The organism is Candidatus Microbacterium colombiense, assembly GCA_029203165.1.
Lineage (GTDB): Bacteria > Actinomycetota > Actinomycetes > Actinomycetales > Microbacteriaceae > Microbacterium > Microbacterium colombiense.
Genome location: CP119308.1, coordinates 1,178,636 through 1,197,226 on the forward strand (window position 1 = coordinate 1,178,636; position 18,591 = coordinate 1,197,226).

At 66.3% G+C, this 18,591-nt stretch carries 14 protein-coding genes and 3 tRNA genes; 14 read left to right on the forward strand and 3 right to left on the reverse strand.

All coding sequences use genetic code 11. The annotated features are described in order from the left end of the window. Positions 1-230 precede the first annotated feature (230 nt). Together P0Y60_05760 and rpoC are read left to right on the forward strand one after the other, a co-directional pair. On the forward strand, positions 231-3,734 hold the full coding sequence (locus tag P0Y60_05760) for a DNA-directed RNA polymerase subunit beta (GenBank protein ID WEK62261.1): 3,504 nt from the start codon (positions 231-233) through the stop codon (positions 3,732-3,734). A gap of 86 nt (positions 3,735-3,820) precedes the next feature. Next, on the forward strand, positions 3,821-7,696 hold the full coding sequence (gene rpoC, locus P0Y60_05765; protein WEK62262.1) for a DNA-directed RNA polymerase subunit beta': 3,876 nt from the start codon (positions 3,821-3,823) through the stop codon (positions 7,694-7,696). Between the two features lie 160 nt (positions 7,697-7,856). On the opposite strand, the gene P0Y60_05770 is transcribed toward rpoC, so the two are convergent. Then, a complete protein-coding gene (locus tag P0Y60_05770; protein ID WEK62263.1) occupies positions 7,857-8,453 on the reverse strand; it encodes a hypothetical protein in 597 nt (198 codons plus the stop codon). A gap of 85 nt (positions 8,454-8,538) precedes the next feature. On the opposite strand from P0Y60_05770, the gene P0Y60_05775 reads away from it, so the two are divergent. Continuing rightward, positions 8,539-9,468, forward strand: coding sequence for a PfkB family carbohydrate kinase (locus P0Y60_05775; GenBank protein WEK62264.1), 930 nt, complete (start codon positions 8,539-8,541; stop codon positions 9,466-9,468). Positions 9,469-9,554: 86 nt separating this feature from the next. Then, positions 9,555-9,639: transfer RNA gene (locus tag P0Y60_05780), tRNA-Tyr, on the forward strand. A gap of 80 nt (positions 9,640-9,719) precedes the next feature. On the opposite strand, the gene P0Y60_05785 is transcribed toward P0Y60_05780, so the two are convergent. Continuing rightward, entirely contained in the window at positions 9,720-10,679 is a 960-nt protein-coding gene (locus tag P0Y60_05785; protein ID WEK62265.1) for a DMT family transporter, read from the reverse strand. A 71-nt stretch (positions 10,680-10,750) separates the two neighbouring features. Here P0Y60_05785 and P0Y60_05790 point away from each other — a divergent pair, with 71 nt between their 5' ends. Beyond that, positions 10,751-11,647 carry a LysR family transcriptional regulator gene (locus P0Y60_05790; GenBank protein WEK62266.1) on the forward strand — a complete coding sequence of 299 codons (897 nt, stop codon included), beginning with the start codon at positions 10,751-10,753 and terminating at the stop codon, positions 11,645-11,647. Between the two features lie 21 nt (positions 11,648-11,668). Here the strand turns inward: P0Y60_05790 and P0Y60_05795 are convergent, their stop codons facing one another. Further along, the gene (locus P0Y60_05795; GenBank protein ID WEK62267.1) at positions 11,669-12,082 is read right to left on the reverse strand and encodes a hypothetical protein; all 414 of its coding nucleotides are present in this window, start codon (positions 12,080-12,082) and stop codon (positions 11,669-11,671) included. A gap of 144 nt (positions 12,083-12,226) precedes the next feature. On the opposite strand from P0Y60_05795, the gene P0Y60_05800 reads away from it, so the two are divergent. The 9 genes from P0Y60_05800 to P0Y60_05840 all read left to right on the forward strand — a co-directional run bounded on the left by P0Y60_05800 (position 12,227) and on the right by P0Y60_05840 (position 18,508). Next, positions 12,227-13,102, forward strand: coding sequence for a bile acid:sodium symporter family protein (locus P0Y60_05800; protein ID WEK62268.1), 876 nt, complete (start codon positions 12,227-12,229; stop codon positions 13,100-13,102). A gap of 9 nt (positions 13,103-13,111) precedes the next feature. Next, entirely contained in the window at positions 13,112-13,603 is a 492-nt protein-coding gene (locus P0Y60_05805; protein ID WEK62269.1) for an FBP domain-containing protein, read from the forward strand. A 44-nt stretch (positions 13,604-13,647) separates the two neighbouring features. Next, positions 13,648-14,445: an enoyl-CoA hydratase/isomerase family protein gene (locus P0Y60_05810; protein ID WEK62270.1), complete on the forward strand. Its 798-nt coding sequence runs from the start codon at positions 13,648-13,650 to the stop codon at positions 14,443-14,445. A gap of 117 nt (positions 14,446-14,562) precedes the next feature. Next, positions 14,563-15,537: a hypothetical protein gene (locus P0Y60_05815; GenBank protein WEK62271.1), complete on the forward strand. Its 975-nt coding sequence runs from the start codon at positions 14,563-14,565 to the stop codon at positions 15,535-15,537. Beyond that, positions 15,534-16,346, forward strand: a complete 813-nt coding sequence (locus P0Y60_05820) for an inositol monophosphatase family protein (protein ID WEK62272.1) — start codon at positions 15,534-15,536, stop codon at positions 16,344-16,346. The genes P0Y60_05815 and P0Y60_05820 overlap by 4 nt, the downstream gene beginning before the upstream one ends. Before the next feature lie 121 nt (positions 16,347-16,467). Continuing rightward, positions 16,468-17,685 (forward strand): peptidoglycan DD-metalloendopeptidase family protein, encoded by a 1,218-nt coding sequence (locus tag P0Y60_05825; protein ID WEK62273.1) that lies wholly within the window; start codon positions 16,468-16,470, stop codon positions 17,683-17,685. Between the two features lie 67 nt (positions 17,686-17,752). Continuing rightward, positions 17,753-17,824 (forward strand) — tRNA-Thr (locus P0Y60_05830). Between the two features lie 34 nt (positions 17,825-17,858). Continuing rightward, positions 17,859-17,932, forward strand: a tRNA-Met gene (locus P0Y60_05835). 102 nt (positions 17,933-18,034) lie between these two features. Further along, positions 18,035-18,508 (forward strand): hypothetical protein, encoded by a 474-nt coding sequence (locus P0Y60_05840; GenBank protein ID WEK62274.1) that lies wholly within the window; start codon positions 18,035-18,037, stop codon positions 18,506-18,508. The last annotated feature ends 83 nt before the right edge of the window (positions 18,509-18,591 follow it).

Below are 18,591 nucleotides of genomic sequence, written 5' to 3' on the forward strand. Positions count from 1 at the left end.
TTCTCGACGCGGGCGTGGTGTGTCGACGATCGAGGATGCCAATACCGCAGCATCCGACATTGGTCAAGGACTGAGCTTGCCATGTCGCAGAATCGTGCGTATAGTTGGTAGTTGCGCTCGTTTCTCCCTGCCCTCATATGGTGGTCGGCATCTGTTGAGTCTTTGAGCGCACACTCCACCTGACGACAAAGGAATCGAGAAGCCCTGCGGGGCTCACGGAGGTTATTCCCTTGGCTGCTGCTCGCAACGCATCCACATCCACCACCACCAAGAACGGACGCGGAGCTTCCCGTCTTTCGTTCGCCAAGATCTCCGACACGCTGACGGTCCCTGACCTTCTCGCACTGCAGACCGAGTCCTTCGGTTGGCTCGTCGGTAACGACGCCTGGAAGGCGCGCGTTGCCGAGGCCAAGAAGGCCGGCCGCACCGACGTGAACGAGAACAGCGGCCTCGGCGAGATCTTCGAGGAGATCTCCCCGATCGAGGACCTCGGCGAGACGATGCAGCTGTCGTTCACGAACCCGTACCTCGAGCCGGAGAAGTACTCGATCGAGGAGTGCAAGGAGCGTGGCAAGACCTACGCCGCTCCGCTGTACGTCGAGGCCGAGTTCATGAACCACCTCACGGGTGAGATCAAGACGCAGACGGTCTTCATGGGCGACTTCCCGCTCCAGACCGGCAAGGGCACGTTCATCATCAACGGCTCCGAGCGCGTCGTCGTGTCGCAGCTCGTGCGCTCGCCCGGTGTCTACTTCGACAAGACCCCCGACAAGACGTCCGACAAGGACATCGTGTCGGCGCGCGTCATCCCGAGCCGTGGTGCATGGCTCGAGTTCGAGATCGACAAGCGCGACCAGGTCGGCGTGCGCGTCGACCGCAAGCGCAAGCAGTCCGTCACCGTGTTCCTCAAGGCGCTGGGCATGACCAGCGAGGAGATCCTCGCGGAGTTCGCCGGCTACACCTCGATCGAGGAGACGCTCGCGAAGGACACCATCGTCACGAAGGAAGATGCGCTCCGCGACATCTACCGCAAGCTGCGTCCGGGCGAGCAGGTCGCCGCCGAGGCCGCCCGTGCGCTGCTGGACAACTTCTACTTCAACCCGAAGCGCTACGACCTGGCGAAGGTGGGTCGATACAAGATCAACCACAAGCTCGGTCTCGACCAGCCGCTGAACTCGTCGGTGCTGACCGTCGAGGACATCGTCGCGACGATCAAGTACCTCGTGCGTCTGCACGCCGGTACCGAAGAGACGTTCTCGGGCATCCGCTCGGGCAAGAAGGCCGAGATCCGTCTCGCGACCGACGACATCGACAACTTCGGCAACCGTCGTATCCGCGCGGTGGGCGAGCTCATCCAGAACCAGGTCCGCACCGGTCTGTCCCGCATGGAGCGCGTCGTCCGCGAGCGCATGACCACGCAGGACATCGAGGCCATCACGCCGCAGACCCTGATCAACGTGCGCCCCGTCGTCGCCGCGATCAAGGAGTTCTTCGGAACCTCGCAGCTGTCGCAGTTCATGGACCAGAACAACCCGCTCGCCGGTCTGACGAACAAGCGTCGTCTGTCCGCGCTCGGCCCCGGTGGTCTCTCGCGTGACCGCGCCGGTGTCGAGGTCCGTGACGTCCACCCCTCGCACTACGGCCGCATGTGCCCGATCGAGACCCCGGAAGGCCCGAACATCGGTCTGATCGGTGCTCTCGCGACGTTCGCGCGCATCAACTCGTTCGGCTTCATCGAGACCCCGTACCGCAAGGTCGAAGGCGGCGCCGTCACCGAGCACATCGACTACCTCACGGCTTCCGAAGAGGTCGACTTCAACATCGCGCAGGCCAACGCCCCGCTCGATGCCAAGGGTCGCTTCCTCGAGAGCCACGTGCTGGCCCGCCCCAAGGGCGGCAGCGGCGAGGTCGACATGTTCCTCCCGGAGGACATCGGCTACATCGACGTCTCCCCGCGCCAGATGGTGTCGGTCGCGACCTCGCTCGTGCCGTTCCTCGAGCACGACGACGCACAGCGCGCCCTCATGGGTGCCAACATGCAGCGTCAGGCTGTGCCGCTGCTGCGCAGCGACTCGCCGCTCGTTGGAACCGGTATGGAGGGCTACACGGCCATCGACGCCGGCGACGTGCTCACGGCTGAGAAGCCGGGTGTCGTCTCCGAGGTCTCCGCAGACCGCGTCGTCGTCATGCTCGACGAGGGTGGGACGCAGGAATACCACCTGCGCAAGTTCGACCGCTCGAACCAGGGCACGTCGTACAACCAGAAGGTCGTCGTCAACGCCGGTGAGCGCGTCGAGGTCGGAGAGGTCATCGCCGATGGCCCCGCCACCGAAAACGGCGAGCTGGCCCTCGGAAAGAACCTCCTCGTCGCGTTCATGACGTGGGAAGGCTACAACTTCGAGGACGCGATCATCCTCAGCCAGGACCTGGTGAAGGACGACACCCTCTCCTCGATCCACATCGAGGAGTACGAGGTCGACGCGCGCGACACCAAGCTCGGCAAGGAGGAGATCACCCGTGACCTCCCCAACGTCAGCCCTGAGCTGCTGAAGGACCTCGACGAGCGCGGCATCATCCGCATCGGCGCCGAGGTTCGCCCCGGCGACATCCTCGTCGGCAAGGTCACGCCGAAGGGTGAGACCGAGCTGTCGGCCGAGGAGCGTCTGCTCCGCGCGATCTTCAACGAGAAGAGCCGCGAAGTCCGTGACACCTCGCTGAAGGTGCCCCACGGCGAGCAGGGCACGATCATCGCCGTCAAGGAGTTCAACGCCGAGGACGGCGACGACGAGCTCGGCTCCGGCGTCAACCGCCGCGTCGTGGTCTACATCGCCCAGAAGCGCAAGATCACCGAGGGTGACAAGCTCGCCGGCCGTCACGGCAACAAGGGTGTCATCGCGAAGATCCTCCCGATCGAGGACATGCCGTTCCTCGCGGACGGAACTCCGGTCGACATCGTGCTGAACCCGCTCGGCATCCCGGGTCGAATGAACTTCGGCCAGGTGCTGGAGACCCACCTCGGGTGGATCGCCAAGCAGGGCTGGAAGGTCGAAGGCAAGCCGGAGTGGGCAGCGCGTCTGCCGGAGCAGGCTTTCGAGGCCGCTCCCGGCACGAAGGTCGCCACCCCGGTGTTCGACGGTGCGAGCGAGGAGGAGATCGCCGGTCTCCTCGACGTGACCACCCCGACGCGCGACGGTGTGCGCCTGATCGACTCGACGGGCAAGACGCAGCTCTTCGACGGTCGTTCGGGTGAGCCCTTCCCGGCTCCGATCTCGGTCGGCTACATGTACATCCTGAAGCTGCACCACCTGGTCGACGACAAGATCCACGCACGTTCCACGGGTCCGTACTCGATGATCACCCAGCAGCCGCTCGGTGGTAAGGCGCAGTTCGGTGGACAGCGCTTCGGTGAGATGGAGGTGTGGGCCCTCGAGGCCTACGGCGCCGCATACGCGCTCCAGGAGCTCCTCACGATCAAGTCCGACGACATCCTCGGCCGCGTCAAGGTGTACGAGGCGATCGTCAAGGGCGAGAACATCCAGGAGCCCGGCATCCCCGAGTCCTTCAAGGTGCTCATGAAGGAGATGCAGTCGCTCTGCCTGAACGTCGAGGTGCTCTCGGCCGACGGCACGCTGGTCAACCTGCGTGACACCGACGATGAGGCCTTCCGTGCTGCGGAAGAGCTCGGAATCAACATCTCCAGCCGCTTCGAGGCCGCCTCGATCGACGAGATCTAAGGTCTGGGCCGCCGCCCGTCGCGATCGCCACGGCGGCGGCCCATCCTCCCCGATTTCTTCAGAAGAATTCCTACACAGGAGAATTTGTGCTCGAGTCAAACACTTTCGATGAGCTTCGCATCGGCCTGGCCACTGCAGACCACATTCGCGCGTGGTCCTTTGGTGAGGTCAAGAAGCCCGAAACCATCAATTACCGCACCCTGAAGCCGGAGAAGGACGGTCTCTTCGGAGAGCAGATCTTCGGCCCGTCCCGCGACTGGGAGTGCGCCTGCGGAAAGTACAAGCGCGTCCGCTTCAAGGGCATCGTCTGCGAGCGCTGCGGCGTGGAGGTCACCAAGAGCTCCGTCCGTCGTGAGCGCATGGGTCACATCGAGCTCGCCGCTCCCGTCACCCACATCTGGTACTTCAAGGGCGTGCCCTCGCGTCTGGGCTACCTGCTCGACATGGCGCCGAAGGACCTCGAGAAGGTCATCTACTTCGCCGCGTACATGGTGATCTCGGTCGACGAGGATGCTCGTCACCGCGACCTGGGCACGCAGGAGAACAACATCCGCCTCGAGCTCAAGACTCTCGGCGACCGCCGCGACTCGAAGATCTCGGAGCGCCTCGGACGCCTGGAGGAGGAGCTCGCTGCCCTCGAGGCCGAGGGTGCCAAGGCCGACGTCAAGAAGAAGGTCAAGGACGCCGCCGAGAAGGAGATGTCGCTCATCCGCAAGGGTGCCGACGAGGCGATCGCCAAGCTCGAGCGCGTGTGGGAAGACTTCCGCACGCTCGAGGTCGGCGCGCTGCGTCCGGAAGACGACGTGTTCCACGAGCTGCAGGACCGTTTCGGTCAGTACTTCGAGGCCTACATGGGTGCCGAGTCGATCCAGCGTCGTCTCGCCGCGTTCGACCTCGCAGCCGAGGCGGAGAACCTGCGTCTGCAGATCTCCGAGGGCAAGGGCCAGCGCAAGATCCGTGCGATCAAGCGCCTCAAGGTCGTCAGCTCGTTCCTCGAGACCGGCATGAGCCCGGCCGCGATGGTCCTCGATGTCGTTCCGGTGATCCCGCCGGAGCTGCGCCCGATGGTGCAGCTCGACGGTGGCCGCTTCGCGACCTCCGACCTGAACGACCTCTACCGTCGTGTGATCAACCGAAACAACCGTCTTCGTCGTCTGATCGACCTCGGTGCCCCCGAGATCATCGTCAACAACGAGAAGCGCATGCTGCAGGAGGCCGTCGACGCACTGTTCGACAACGGTCGCCGTGGTCGTCCCGTCACCGGAACCGGCAACCGCGCCCTCAAGTCCCTGAGCGACATGCTCAAGGGTAAGCAGGGTCGCTTCCGTCAGAACCTGCTCGGAAAGCGCGTCGACTACTCGGGCCGTTCGGTCATCATCGTCGGACCGCAGCTCAAGCTGCACCAGTGCGGTCTGCCCAAGCAGATGGCTCTGGAGCTCTTCAAGCCGTTCGTGATCAAGCGCCTGATCGACCTCGGTCACTCGCAGAACATCAAGGCGGCCAAGCGCGCCGTCGAGCGCACGCGTCCCGAGGTCTGGGACGTGCTCGAGGAGATCATCCGCGAGCGTCCCGTGCTGCTCAACCGTGCGCCCACGCTGCACCGTCTCGGCATCCAGGCCTTCGAGCCTCAGCTCGTCGAGGGTAAGGCCATCCAGCTGCACCCGCTCGTCTGCGCGGCGTTCAACGCCGACTTCGACGGTGACCAGATGGCTGTTCACCTGCCGCTGTCGGTCGAGGCTCAGGCCGAGGCCCGCGTGTTGATGCTCGCGTCGAACAACATCCTGAAGCCGTCTGACGGCCGTCCGGTCACCCTGCCTTCGCAGGACATGATCATCGGTCTGCACCACCTGACCACGGTCAAGGCGGGCGCTGCCGGTGAGGGACGTGCATTCGGTTCCGTGGGCGAGGCGATCCTGGCCAAGGACGAGGGTTCCCTCGACCTGCAGGCGAAGATCCGCATCCGCATCCCCGGTCTGACGTTCCTCGAGGGCGAAGCTCCCGAGGACTACGACCGTCACGGTCTCGTCGACGCCTCGCTGGGTCAGGCCATCTTCAACGACACGCTGCCCAAGGGCTACCCGTTCGTCCGCGAGCAGGCAGACAAGAACAAGCTGTCGCAGATCGTCAACAAGCTGGCCGAGGAGTACCCCAAGGTCGAGACGGCGGCGTCGCTGGACCGCATCAAGGATGCCGGTTTCTACTGGGCAACGCGCTCCGGTGTGACCGTCGCCCTGAGCGACATCCTGACCCCGCCGAACAAGGCCGAGATCGTCGCCGGCTACGAGAAGCAGGCCGCGAAGGTCCAGTCGCAGTACGAGAAGGGTCTGACGACCGACTCCGAGCGTCGCCAGGAACTCATCAAGATCTGGACCGAGGCGACCGACGAGGTCCAGGCCGCGATGAAGGCCCACTTCCCGGAGGACAACACCATCAACCGCATGGTGTCTTCGGGTGCTCGTGGTAACTGGCTGCAGATCCGGAACATCGCCGGTATGCGCGGTCTGGTGAACAACCCCAAGGGTGAGATCATCCCGCGTCCGATCATCTCCTCGTACCGCGAGGGTCTGTCGGTTGCGGAGTACTTCATCGCGACGCACGGTACCCGTAAGGGTCTGGCCGACACCGCTCTGCGTACCGCCGACTCGGGTTACCTGACCCGTCGTCTGGTGGATGTCTCGCAGGACGTCATCATCCGCGAGGACAACTGTGGAACGTCGAAGGGCCTCGAGCTCCCGATCGCCGCGGTCGACTCGACCGGCACGCTGATCCGCGACGCCAACGTCGAGAACTCGGTGTTCGCTCGTACGCTCTCCTCCGAGGTCGTCGACAGCAAGGGCGAGGTTCTCGCCGCTGCTGGTGAAGACGTCGGTGACGTGCTGATCGACAAGCTGGTCGCGGCCGGTGTCGAGACCATCAAGGTCCGCTCCGTCCTCACCTGCGACTCCGCCGTCGGTGTCTGCGCGCAGTGCTACGGCCGTTCGCTGGCGACGGGTAAGACCGTCGACATCGGCGAGGCCGTCGGCATCATCGCGGCTCAGTCGATCGGTGAGCCCGGTACCCAGCTGACGATGCGTACCTTCCACACGGGTGGTTCGGCATCGGCGGATGACATCACGCAGGGTCTTCCCCGTGTGCAGGAGCTCTTCGAGGCGCGTACCCCCAAGGGTGCTTCGCCGATCGCTGAGGCCGATGGCCGCATCACGATCGACGAGAACGAGAAGGGCAAGAAGGTCATCCTCACGCCCGACAGCGGCGACGAGCCCGTCATCTACCCGGTGCTGAAGCGTGCGACGCTTCTCGTCGAGGACGGCCAGCACGTCACGGTCGGTCAGCCGATCCTGGTGGGCACGCTGGACCCCAAGGAGATCATGCGCGTCATGGGCGCCCGCGAGGTGCAGCGTTACCTCGTCGGTGGCGTCCAGGGCGTGTACCGCTCGCAGGGTGTGCCGATCCACGACAAGCACATCGAGGTCATCGTCCGCCAGATGCTCCGCAAGGTCACGGTCGTCGATCACGCCGACACGAACCTGCTGCCGGGTGAGATGGTCGACCTCAAGCGCTACCAGGCGATCAACCGCGAGACCGTGGCAGAGGGCAAGCGCCCCGCGTCCGGCCGTCCGGAGCTGATGGGTATCACGAAGGCGTCGCTCGCGACGGAGTCGTGGCTGTCCGCTGCATCCTTCCAGGAGACGACCCGCGTGCTCACGCAGGCCGCCATGGAGGGCAAGCGCGACCCGCTGGTCGGTCTCAAGGAGAACGTCATCATCGGAAAGCTCATCCCCGCCGGAACCGGTCTCTCGAAGTACCGCGACGTCACGGTCGAGGCGACGGAGGAAGCCAAGAGCGAGCGCTACCCGAACCGGATCTTCGCATCCGACGGTGCGTACGCCGACGGTGACTTCGGTTACGTCGACTTCGACGCGTTCTCGACGGACGACATCACCCCCGGTACCTATAACTGAGTACTGAGTGACTGAGAGGGCCCCAGGCGATTCGCCTGGGGCCTTCTTCGTTCGTGGGGGCCTGAATCGCCGGCTGTGGAGGAGTTCTCCCGTTCCGGAGGAGAGATTTCCGGAATCCGTCCTCCCGTTCGTGAGAACTCCTCCGCAACGGTCGCTCTGATCAGCCGAACAGGCTCGCCACGATCGCGGACGTGTAGCCCGTCGGGGCGAGATTCGAGTAGCGGGTGTCGATCAGTACGTCCTGGCGCCAGAAGAGCGTTCGGCCGTCTGTCACCGGGTACTGCGTGTTGGGCCAGGTCTTCTCGCAGCGGGTGCCACCGTCGGGCGTGAAGCACGAGAACCCCTCGTCGTCGGCGAGGGCGTTCAGCATGTCCAGCGCGGGGCCGCGGTTCATCTTCGAGATCGTCGTGGTGAGGCCCGTGGTGTCGGCGCCAGGGTCGGCCCAGATGCAGGTGAGCGTGCCGTCTGTGCCGACGCCTGACGGCCCGAAGGCGGCATCGTTGAGGGGGATGCCGTCGAGCTGTGCCAGCACGTCGGCGGAGAGGATCGCGCGGCAGTCGGTCGGAAGTGCCACCGGGGCGATCGTCGGTGTGGGCGTCGATGCCGGAGTCTCGGTCGGATCAGTCGACGAGGTTGGTGAACCGGCATCCGACGAGGGTGAGCCGCTGGGGGCGCCCGTGCCGCCCGATTGCGGGGAGCATCCGCTGAGCAGGGCGACGAGCACGATGGCGGCAGCACTGGTGAGTCCGGCTCTCATGGCCACACGCTACTGCCCCGCGCGGGTCGGGCGATAGGGCGACACAGGCGTGCCGGCGAGCGGCAGCCCGCGATAGTCTCGGCGGGTGAGCAACGAGACTTCTTCCGCCGATTCCGTCGTCGTGATCGGTGATGCGCTGATCGATGAGATTCGCGACGATTCCGGCGTGCGCGAGCTGGTCGGTGGCGCGGCACTCAATGTCGCCGTCGGGCTGCGGCGCCTCGGCGTCGAGACGACCCTCATCGCGATGGTCGGCGACGATGAGGCCGGATCCCACATCCGCGAGTATCTGAGCGACCACGGCGTGCGCGTGATCGCCAGCGAGGCCCCGCATGGCTCCTCGCGGGCGATCGTGCAGCGCGCGCCGAATGGTGAGCCGCAGTACGTGTTCAACGAGGCGGCGCAGAAGCGCAGCATCCGCTATTCCGACGATGCCCGTCGGGCGATCGCCGAAGCGGGACTCGTGGCGATCAGCTGCTTCCCGTTCGACCGCGAGGCCGAAGTCGACGCGCTCGTCGCGGCATTGGCGGGTGCTCGTGTCGCCGTCGATCCCAATCCACGGACGGGGATGCTGAGCGATCGAGACGAGTTCGTGCGCGGGTTCGAGCGGCTTGTCGACGGCGCGACGATCGTGAAGGTCGGCGCCGACGACGCCGCGATCCTCTACGACGGTGATCTGGACGCGCTGCGCCTACGCCTGCGCGAGCTCGGGGCCGCCGCTGTGCTCGCCACGGCCGGGGCCGACGGCGCCACGATCGACACGGATGCCGGCATCGCGAGTGCCCCGATCTCGCAGCTTCCTGGGGCCGTGATCGACACGGTGGGCGCCGGCGATGCGACCCTGGCCGCCGTCGCCGAAGGGCTCGTCACGGGGGCCGTCACCGAGCTCGGGGAGTGGCATGCGCTGCTGGAGAGGGCCATGGACATCGCCGCGGCGACGTGTCGTGCAGAGGGCGGATTGCTCCGCACGCCGGAGTCGCTGGCCGATGCCGGGCGCGGCGTGACCGGCAGCTGACGTTTCGATTTCTTGCACCCGCTCCGGGCGGGTATGCTTATCTCTCGTGCCCCCGGTTGGCTGTCCAAGTTGGACGGGTGCGCTCTGGCGAGTTACCCAAGCGGCCAAAGGGATCTGACTGTAAATCAGACTGCTCAGCATTCGGGGGTTCGAATCCCTCACTCGCCACCACTTCGAAGAAGGCCCGGACACTGAGAGCTCTCAGCATCCGGGCCTTTCTCGTTCCTGCTGCGGATCGCACGAGGGGAACCTCAGCGTCGGGCCTCGCGGCCGGCAAGCTCGCCGGTGTCGCCGCGAGAGCCGGTCGACGGCCGCCCCGCGGACCGTCGGTGACGTCGTTCGATCGCCTGGCCGGCGTAGCTTGCGGCGACGATCAACACCGCGCCCGCGATTCCGACGACGCCGATCCTGTCGCCGGCGAGCAGGATTCCGACGAGCAACGCCCAGACCGGTTCGGTTCCCATGAGGATGCTGGCGCGAGACGCCGAGGTTCGCCGAACCGCCCACAGTTGCACGACGAACGCGAACACGGAGCACATCAGCCCGAGGAAGAGCACATCGAACCATCCGCGAGTGCTCAGACGCAGCGCGGCGGCGGGCAACTCGGCGCCGGCGAGTGCGGAGAAGACCGAGGCGCACACGAGCATCTGCACGAGCACGACGCCGAGCGAACTGTCATTGCGTCCACGTGTCAGACGTGCGCTCGCCGTCACGTGTATCGCGCGGATGGCGGCAGCGAGAATGATGAGCGCATCCCCGATGGCGGGGGCGCGCAGTCCGCCCTCGGATACGAGGAGCGCGACGCCGACGACCGCGGTCACGGCTGCGACGAAGTACGACCGCGGCAACCAGGAGCGAGATGCGAGCCCCTCGAGCGCTGGTGTCATGACGAGGGCGAGGCTGATGAGCAGGCCGGCGTTGGTGGCGGACGTGAAGTGCACCCCCCAGGTCTCCAACCCGATGACCGCGGCCTGAGAGGCGCCCAGCATGACCGCGACCGCGAGGCCGCGCCCTCTCGGCAGCGTCACCCTCCCGATGAGGCAGATCAGTGCAGTCGCGGCCGCAGCCACGACGAAGCGCAGAGCGACCGCCGAGGGCACGCCGGTCTCCGCCGCGAGATCTTTCGACGCGAGGAAGCTCGCGCCCCATACCGCGGCAACACCCAGGAGGAGGGGATCGACGGCGCGCTCAGCAGGAAAGGAGGGGGACATCTGGCCAGTCTTCAAGCCGCGATGGGTAAGAACAATGCCGATCTGCTTGACGTGAACATAAGCTGAGCCTTATGGATCCGACCCGCCTCGCTGTTCTGCGCGAGCTCGCTGACCGCGGCAGCGTGGCTGCCGTGGCGAGCGCGTGGAATGTGACTCCTTCCGCCGTGTCCCAGCAACTGGCGACTTTGCAGGCAGGCATACCGGTGCCGCTGACTATCCGTCGCGGCCGTCGACTGGTACTCACCGAAGCGGGGGAGGCGCTCGCGGTCGCCGCAACACGTGTCGAAGAGGCGCTGGCGTTGGCGCGGGGCTCCATCGAGACCTTTCTCGAGCGTCCGGAGCGTGCGGTCACCGTCTCGGCGTTCCACAGTGCGGGCTTCGCGCTGTTCGGTCCGTTGATCTCGAGAATCGACGGACGAGTCCGGCTGGAACTGGCGGACGCCGACGTCGCAGAGGATGAGTTCCCGGGACTCACCGCCGACTACGACCTCGTCATCGCGCACCGGCTCGCACACCATCGGGAGTGGCCTCGTGAGCGTCATGTCGTGACTCCGCTCTTCGTCGAACCTCTCGACATCGCGATGAACGAACATCACCCGCTCGCATCCCAGTCAGCCATCCACCCCGAGCAGCTCAGGGACGAGCGATGGATCTCCACACACGAGGGTTTCCCCCTCGCTGGTGTGCTGCAGCATCTCGGAGGTCTCGCGGGTAGAGCGCCGCGGATCGAGCATCGGATCAACGAGTTCTTCCTCGCCGCGCAGGTCATACGCACGGGCGCAGCGATCGCGGTGATGCCCAGGCTCACCGCGGCAGCGCTCGCGACAGACGGCATGGTGCTCCGGCCGCTCGCGGGAGAACCCGTCGTGCGACATGTGGACGTCCTCGCGAGGCCGGACGCCCTCGGGCTCCCGTCCGTGCGGCTGGTTCGCGACGTGCTTCGAGATGTCGCGGCCGAGCTGAGGTGAAGCCGCCGCGGCGACCTGCGATCAGCTTCTCGGGGCGGCGCTCGATACGGACAGCCGTCTCGCGGAGTGCAGGTATCCGGCGGCGATGATCGCTCCGATCGTGACACCGACCCAGGCGACGGTGGGAGCCGTTCCTGACACGAGCCCGAACGCGGTTCCGGCGGCCTGAAGGAGCAACAGGACTCCGAGCGTGTATCCGCCCGCAGGAGTGGCAGTCATGCGCCACCATGGCCTGGACAGATGAGACTCGGAAGGCCCCCGGAAGGTGCGGGCGGCGAAGAGCACTGTTGCCACCGTCAGAGCGGTCGCGACGAGATAGCCCAATCGGACGTCGATCAGCGACAGGCCGATACCCGCCATCACGATCGCGATGGCGGCGACGATCAGGACGCCGACCTTCGAGGATGCGGAGGTGATCCGAAGGTGTCGATACATGTCGGTCCTTTTCCCCACGTGAGACGTAGATCGGTGGATGTGAGCCGATGGTAGGGCATCCGAGGCCCGAAGTGACCTCATTCGTATACAGAACCCCTGTTCCTGGAGTGACACCGAGACCCTGCATCCGCCACACTGAGTGTCATGGGATCAGCGTTGACCACCATCGGACTGCCCGTCGCCCTCGGCATCATCATGCTGGGGCTCGGACTCAGCCTCACGCTCGCAGACTTCGCGCGCGTTCTGAAGCAGCCGAAGGCGGTGATCATCGCCCTGCTCTGCCAGCTCGTCCTCCTGCCGGCGATCTGCTTCGGCCTTGTGCTCGCCTTCCACCTGCCGCCGATCCTCGCGGTCGGCATGATGATGCTCGCCGCATCGCCCGGCGGCACCACGGCGAACCTCTACAGCCACCTGTTCCGCGGCGACATCGCGCTGAACATCTCGCTGACTGCCGTGAACTCGGTGATCGCGGTCATCACGCTGCCGATCATCACGAACTTCGCGATCGGGTATTTCCAGCCGTTCGACGACCGACTCGGTCTGCAATGGTCGAAGACGCTCGAGGTGTTCGCGATCGTTCTGCTCCCCGTCGCGCTGGGGATGCTCATCCGGCGCCTCCGGCCGGGATTTGCCGACCGCATGGATAAGCCGGTGCGCATAGCGTCGGTGATCATCCTGATCGTCGTGATCGGGGGAGCGGTGGCATCGAACTGGGCCCTGCTCGTCGACAACATCGCGCAGCTCGCGCTCATCACCGTGCTGTTCTGCCTGATCAGCCTTACGGTCGGGTTCCTGGTGCCTCGCGCACTGCGCGTGGGACGACGCCAGGCGATCGCCACCTCGTTCGAGATCGGCATCCACAACGCCACGCTCGCGATCGTCATCGCGCAGTCCGTGCTCGGCTCGACCGAGCTGAGCCTTCCCGCAGCGGTGTACGGGGTGCTGATGTTCTTCATCGCGTTCGGATTCGGCTTCCTGATCCGTGACCGCTCCGCGCCCGCCGGGCGCGTGGGTTCATAGACTGGTCGGATGCGAGCGCTCACCGAGACCGAAGTGCGGGCTTCGTTCATCAACGCCGACGCGGATGAGTTGCGGGTGATGGAGATGCCCCATGACTTCGTGCTGGTCGACTGGGACTACCTCGATTTCTTCGCCTGGCGCGATCCGGGTGCGGGCTCTCGGGGATACGTGCTCGTACAGCACGAGGGACGCGTGAGCGGGATCGTCCTGCGCACCTCCGGGGCGGGGCGGGTGCGGTCGGGCATGTGCAATATCTGCCACACCATGCAGCCGGGCAACCAGGTGGCCCTGTTCTCTGCCAGACGAGCGGGTGACTCCGGGGAGCGCGGCGACTCGGTCGGCACCTATCTCTGCGCAGACCTCTCGTGCCATGAGAATGTGAGGCTCGCGCACCCGTTGGCCCCCAATGAGGTCAGGGCGCCAGGGCAGATCGACTTCCGTCTCGACGGCACCCGGCGACGGATGGAGTCGTTCGCCGCCCGCGTCTGGGCGCAGGACTGATCGCGGTTACGCTGGACGCAACGTCCGTGCTCGAAGGAGATGCCATGAGCGATCCCATCCTGTTGTCGGTCGACGAGGGGTTGGCTCGGCTCACGCTGAACCGCCCCGCGCGACTCAACGCGTTCAACGCCGACCTGGCGCACGCCTGGCGGGATGCCACGGCCGAAGCCACGTCGCGGGGCGACGTGAAGGCGATCCTGATCGACGCTGCGGGGCCCGCGTTCTGTGCCGGCGGTGATGTGATCGACATGGCGACGTCGATGGAGTCCGGCGCTGAGATCACCGCGCTCGCCGAGGTGATCAATGCCGGGATCCGCTCGCTCACCGAGTCGGCCGTGCCGGTGGTCGCCGCCGCCCATGGGACGACGGCGGGTGGAGGCCTCGGGATCCTGCTGGCGAGCGACTACGCGGTGGTGGGTTCGCGTTCGCGGCTGGGCAGCCTGTACGCCAACATCGGGCTCACCCCCGATCTCTCCGTCTCGGCGCAGCTGGCTCGCGCGGTGGGTCAGCGCCGAGCCCTTCAGCTCGTGCTTCAGGACAGACTGCTCAGTGCGCAGGAGGCGCAGGACTGGGGGTTGGTCGCGGAGCAGGTGGCCGGCGAGGATGCTGCGGCAGAGGCCGACGCTGTGCGCGCCAGGGGTGAAGAGGTCGCACGCTTCTGGCTGGCCGGCGCCGTCGGTGCCTACGGTCAGGCCAAGCGACTCGTGCGGTCGCAGCCGGAGCGCACCTTCGCCGAACAGCTCAGCGAGGAAGCGCGTTCGATCGGCGCCGCGATGGACACTCCGGACGCGCAGGCCCGGGTCGCCGCCTTCGCCGCGCGGGCCGCGAAGAGCGCGGGCTGACTGCATCTGCACCGAACGCTCTGTGGCGCCAGATGTCCACAGTGCGGTCATTCGCCGGGGGTGTCGTCGCACCCGCGTGGCAGGATGAAGGCACCGCCGCTCAACGAGAGGATCGCCATGTCGCAGCCGGAGCTCGCGCACACCGGAAAGACCAATACATCCCTGCTGATCAGGGGGGCGATCTGGATCGCCATCGGTGCCCTGATCGCTGCGGCGCTCGTGTGCGTCGTCTGGGTGCTGATCGGAGACCAGGACGGTCTCATCGGTCGTGCCTTCCTCACGATCCTGTTGCTGGCCGGATTCGCGGGCATCGCGATCCTCGAGGCGAGTCTTGCGCCGAATCGGCCGGACTGGCTCGCGCTGGCAAGCATGGTCACGTGGATCGTCGCGCTGCTCGTCGGAGCCGTCAAGATCTGGCTGCCTGATGATCAGTACTTCGGTGGCGCCGAGCGCTTCTTCCAGCTGATCCTGGTGGTGGGAATCCTGCAGCTCGCGCTTCTCCACGTGCGACTCTTCACCCCGGCGGCGCAGCGGCACGTCACGACCTTCACCCGCGTCATCTTCATCCTGACCGTCGTCTTCCTGGGCGCCCTGGTCGGACTGCTGATCTTCTTCCTGACGTTCCCCCACACCTTCGACTACAGCGAGCTGTACTGGCGCATCGTGGTCGCCCTGACGATCCTCGCTGCCGTCGGAACCACGCTGATCCCGTTGTTGAACGCCCTGTTCGCACCGAAGCGGCCGGCGCCCGCCGCCGCCGCGGCGGCTCCGTCCTGGCCGACCTACGCCGACGGCGTGACGCCTCTGCCGGCGCTCCCGGACGGGTCGCCCGACTGGAACGCGTACTACACCGGGTATCCGACGTTCTCCCCGCAAGCCCCGCAGGCACTTGCGCCCGCAGTGGCGTTCCCCGTCGTGCCGGAGTCTCCTGCTCCTGCTCCCGCACCTACGGCGTTCGACGGAGGACACGTCGGCGTTCCCGCCCCGCCCGCGCCCCCGGCTCCGCCCGTGTCCGGCGCGCCGAGCGCGCAGCCGCAGCCTCCCGCGGGCTTCCCGCCGGCTCCGCCCGCACCTCCGCTTCCCCCGCAGTGAGTCTCGAACTCGAGCTCAGGGAGCTCGCCGCAGAAATCGCCCGCGAGGCGGGGGCGCTCGCCCGGCGTCGCCGAGATGAGGGCGTTCATCTCGCCGCAACGAAGTCGACACTGGCAGACATCGTGACCGAGGCTGATCGCGAGGTCGAAGACCTGATCCGTGCCCGGCTGAAGTCTGCACGGCCCGGCGACGGCTTCCTCGGCGAGGAGTCCGGCGCCGACACGGGAGAGAGCGGGATCACCTGGGTCGTCGACCCGATCGACGGCACCGTGAATTACGCCTACGGCATCCCGGCCTACAACGTGAGCATCGCCGCGGTGCGAGGCGGGCCCCTTCCCGAGTCTTGGGAGTCGCTCGCCGGCGCGGTGAACGCCCCGGTGTTCGGTGAACTCTTCCTCGCGGCGCGAGGGGAGGGCGCGACCCTGAACGGCGCGACCCTCGCGGTGACGTCGAGCACTCCGGCGGGAGCGCTCCTCGGCACCGGCTTCGGTTACGACCCCGCGACGCACGACGGCGATCTCGCCCTGGTGCGCCGGGTGATGCCGATCGCCCGTGATCTGCGTCGTATGGGTTCAGCGGCACTCGATCTCGCCTACGTCGCTGCCGGACGGCTCGATGGTTACTTCGAGCGCGGGCTCAAGCCCTGGGACTTCGCTGCGGGCGCGCTGCTGGTCACGGAGGCCGGAGGATCCGTGTCACGGATCGATATCGACTCGCCCCGCCCGATGCTGGTCGCGGGCGGCGCCGACGTGCATGACCGCCTCGTCTCGATCGTGCAGGACGAGCCGATCGTGAGCGACGAACAGTGAACGGCACATGGCTTTCCCAGCCTCTGCAGGGTAGGGTTTATCCGATCGTTACTTTCGCCCCCCGAAGGTGAGAGTCGAGCCAGGCCTCCCGAAGCTTCCCGCACGACCCGAGAGAATCACTTTGCCCCTCGAGAATCCCCAGGCTGATGCCGCGCCCACGCGCCGCTCCAGCCGACTCCGCACCGAGGCCTTCGCGGCCCCCGCGGCGGGAACGACGGACTCTGCTTCCATCGACTCCGCTGTGGCTCGTGCAACTGCCACCCCGCTCTCTCGACGTGCCGTCCGTGCACGTCTGACTGCTGAGACGCCTGTCGTCGACGCCACGACTGCCGAGGCTCTGCTCTCCGAGGGAGATGCGCCCCGCATCCCCACGCCGGCCGAACTGCTCGACGAGAGCACCGAAGCCCCCGCGCTGCCGCACGTGACTGCTCCCTCGGCATCCTCCGATGGCCACGGGGTCGCCGCTGATGCATTCGAGCAGGCGTCGCGTGCATTCCGCACCGTGACCGGCCCCATCGTCATCGCGCCGTCAGAGACCGCGCACGACGACAGCGCAGAACACGCGGCGACGGCCCCTCATCTGGCCGCCCGTCGCCCGCGCTCGGCCCGCAAACTTCTCGCCGTCGGCGCCACCGTCGGTGTGATGAGCCTCGCCGGTCTCCTCGCCGTATCGATGACGCTTCCCGCCGAAGCCGTCGCTGCCACTCAGGGAACCTCGGTGGCCGCGACCTCGCTCGTCGCCGGCTCCGCTGCCGCCAAGGGTGACGCAGCATCCACCCCGGAGATCCAGGCATTCATCGCCTCCTCCGATGTGCAGAGCGAAGCGATCGCCCGCGACGACGACTTCAGCACCGTCTCGCTGATCGATGTCGCCGCGGAGCAGGGCATCAACTACTCCAACGAGATCTTCACGAACGACCCCGATGCCGCGATCCAGTGGCCGTTCATGGTCGGCGTCGGCATGAGCTACGGCTACGGCATGCGAAGCGGACGTCTGCACGAGGGCATCGACTTCGTGCCCGGCAACGGCGCTCCCGTCCAGGCCATCGCCGACGGCACGGTTCGTATCGCAACCGAGCAGGGCGGCGCGTACGGCGTGACCGTCTACATCGACCACGTCATCGACGGCAAGGTCATCACGAGCCACTACTCGCACATGCAGTACGACTCGCTGCAGGTTAAGGCCGGCGACACCGTCACCGTCGGCACCGTGGTCGGCAAGACCGGCAACACCGGTCGGTCCTACGGGGCCCACATGCACTTCGAACTCATCGTCAACGGATCGACCATCGATCCGCTGCCGTGGCTGCGCGAGAACGCAGGTCGGTACTCGTACTGACGGCTCGATTTCATGAGCATGCCACAGTGATGGTATTCTCGTACGGTTGCCCCGCGAGGGGTACAACGCCCCGATAGCTCAGTGGCAGAGCACTTCCATGGTAAGGAAGGGGTCGTCAGTTCAATCCTGACTCGGGGCTCGCAGCATTCTTCTCACGCGGACGGATGCCTCGCGGCAGGGTAGCTCAGCTGGTTAGAGCGCACGACTCATAATCGTGAGGTCGCGGGTTCAAGCCCCGCTCCTGCTACAGATGTGAAACCCCGGTCAGCCGGGGTTTTTCTGTTTTCGCATGCTGTTCGATGCTTCGACTGATTGACGCCGCCTGCGCGGCTCCGTCATCCTCGGAAGCATGGATGCGTTTCCAAGGACCGGCGTGGTCGCCGCAGTCGTCCTCGCCGCCGGCCTGCTGACCGGATGCTCGTCGATGTCGCTCGGACAATCGTCGTCCTGCGTCGACTGGGTCGTGTTCGACACGCCCGAGGATGCAGCGGCGGATGCTGACGGTGTCGTGATCGGGCGCGTGGTCGGTGAGGCCGGCACGACCCGCCTCTACGACCAGGACATGAACGTGTGGCGTGTGGCGGTCGACTCCTGGGTGCGCGGCGACGGAGCATCCGAGATCGACGTCGCGTCGTCTCCCCGCACCTGTGAGGAGGGAAGCCCCTACCCCGACGGTGATCCGTTGGACGCGGCGGGCGATGTCATGATCTTCGTGCGCGATGTCGACGGCGCGTTCCAGACGATCACCGGCTATCAGGGTGTGATTCCCGCCACGACCGACGGTGAGCTTCCCGCGGAGTGGCCGGCGGATCCGAGCGACTGACGAGAATCTGTCGGGTCTCGACCAGTCTGTGACGAAACCCCCGCGACGTACGTCCTACATGTGAGCGAACATCTCGCTCCCGG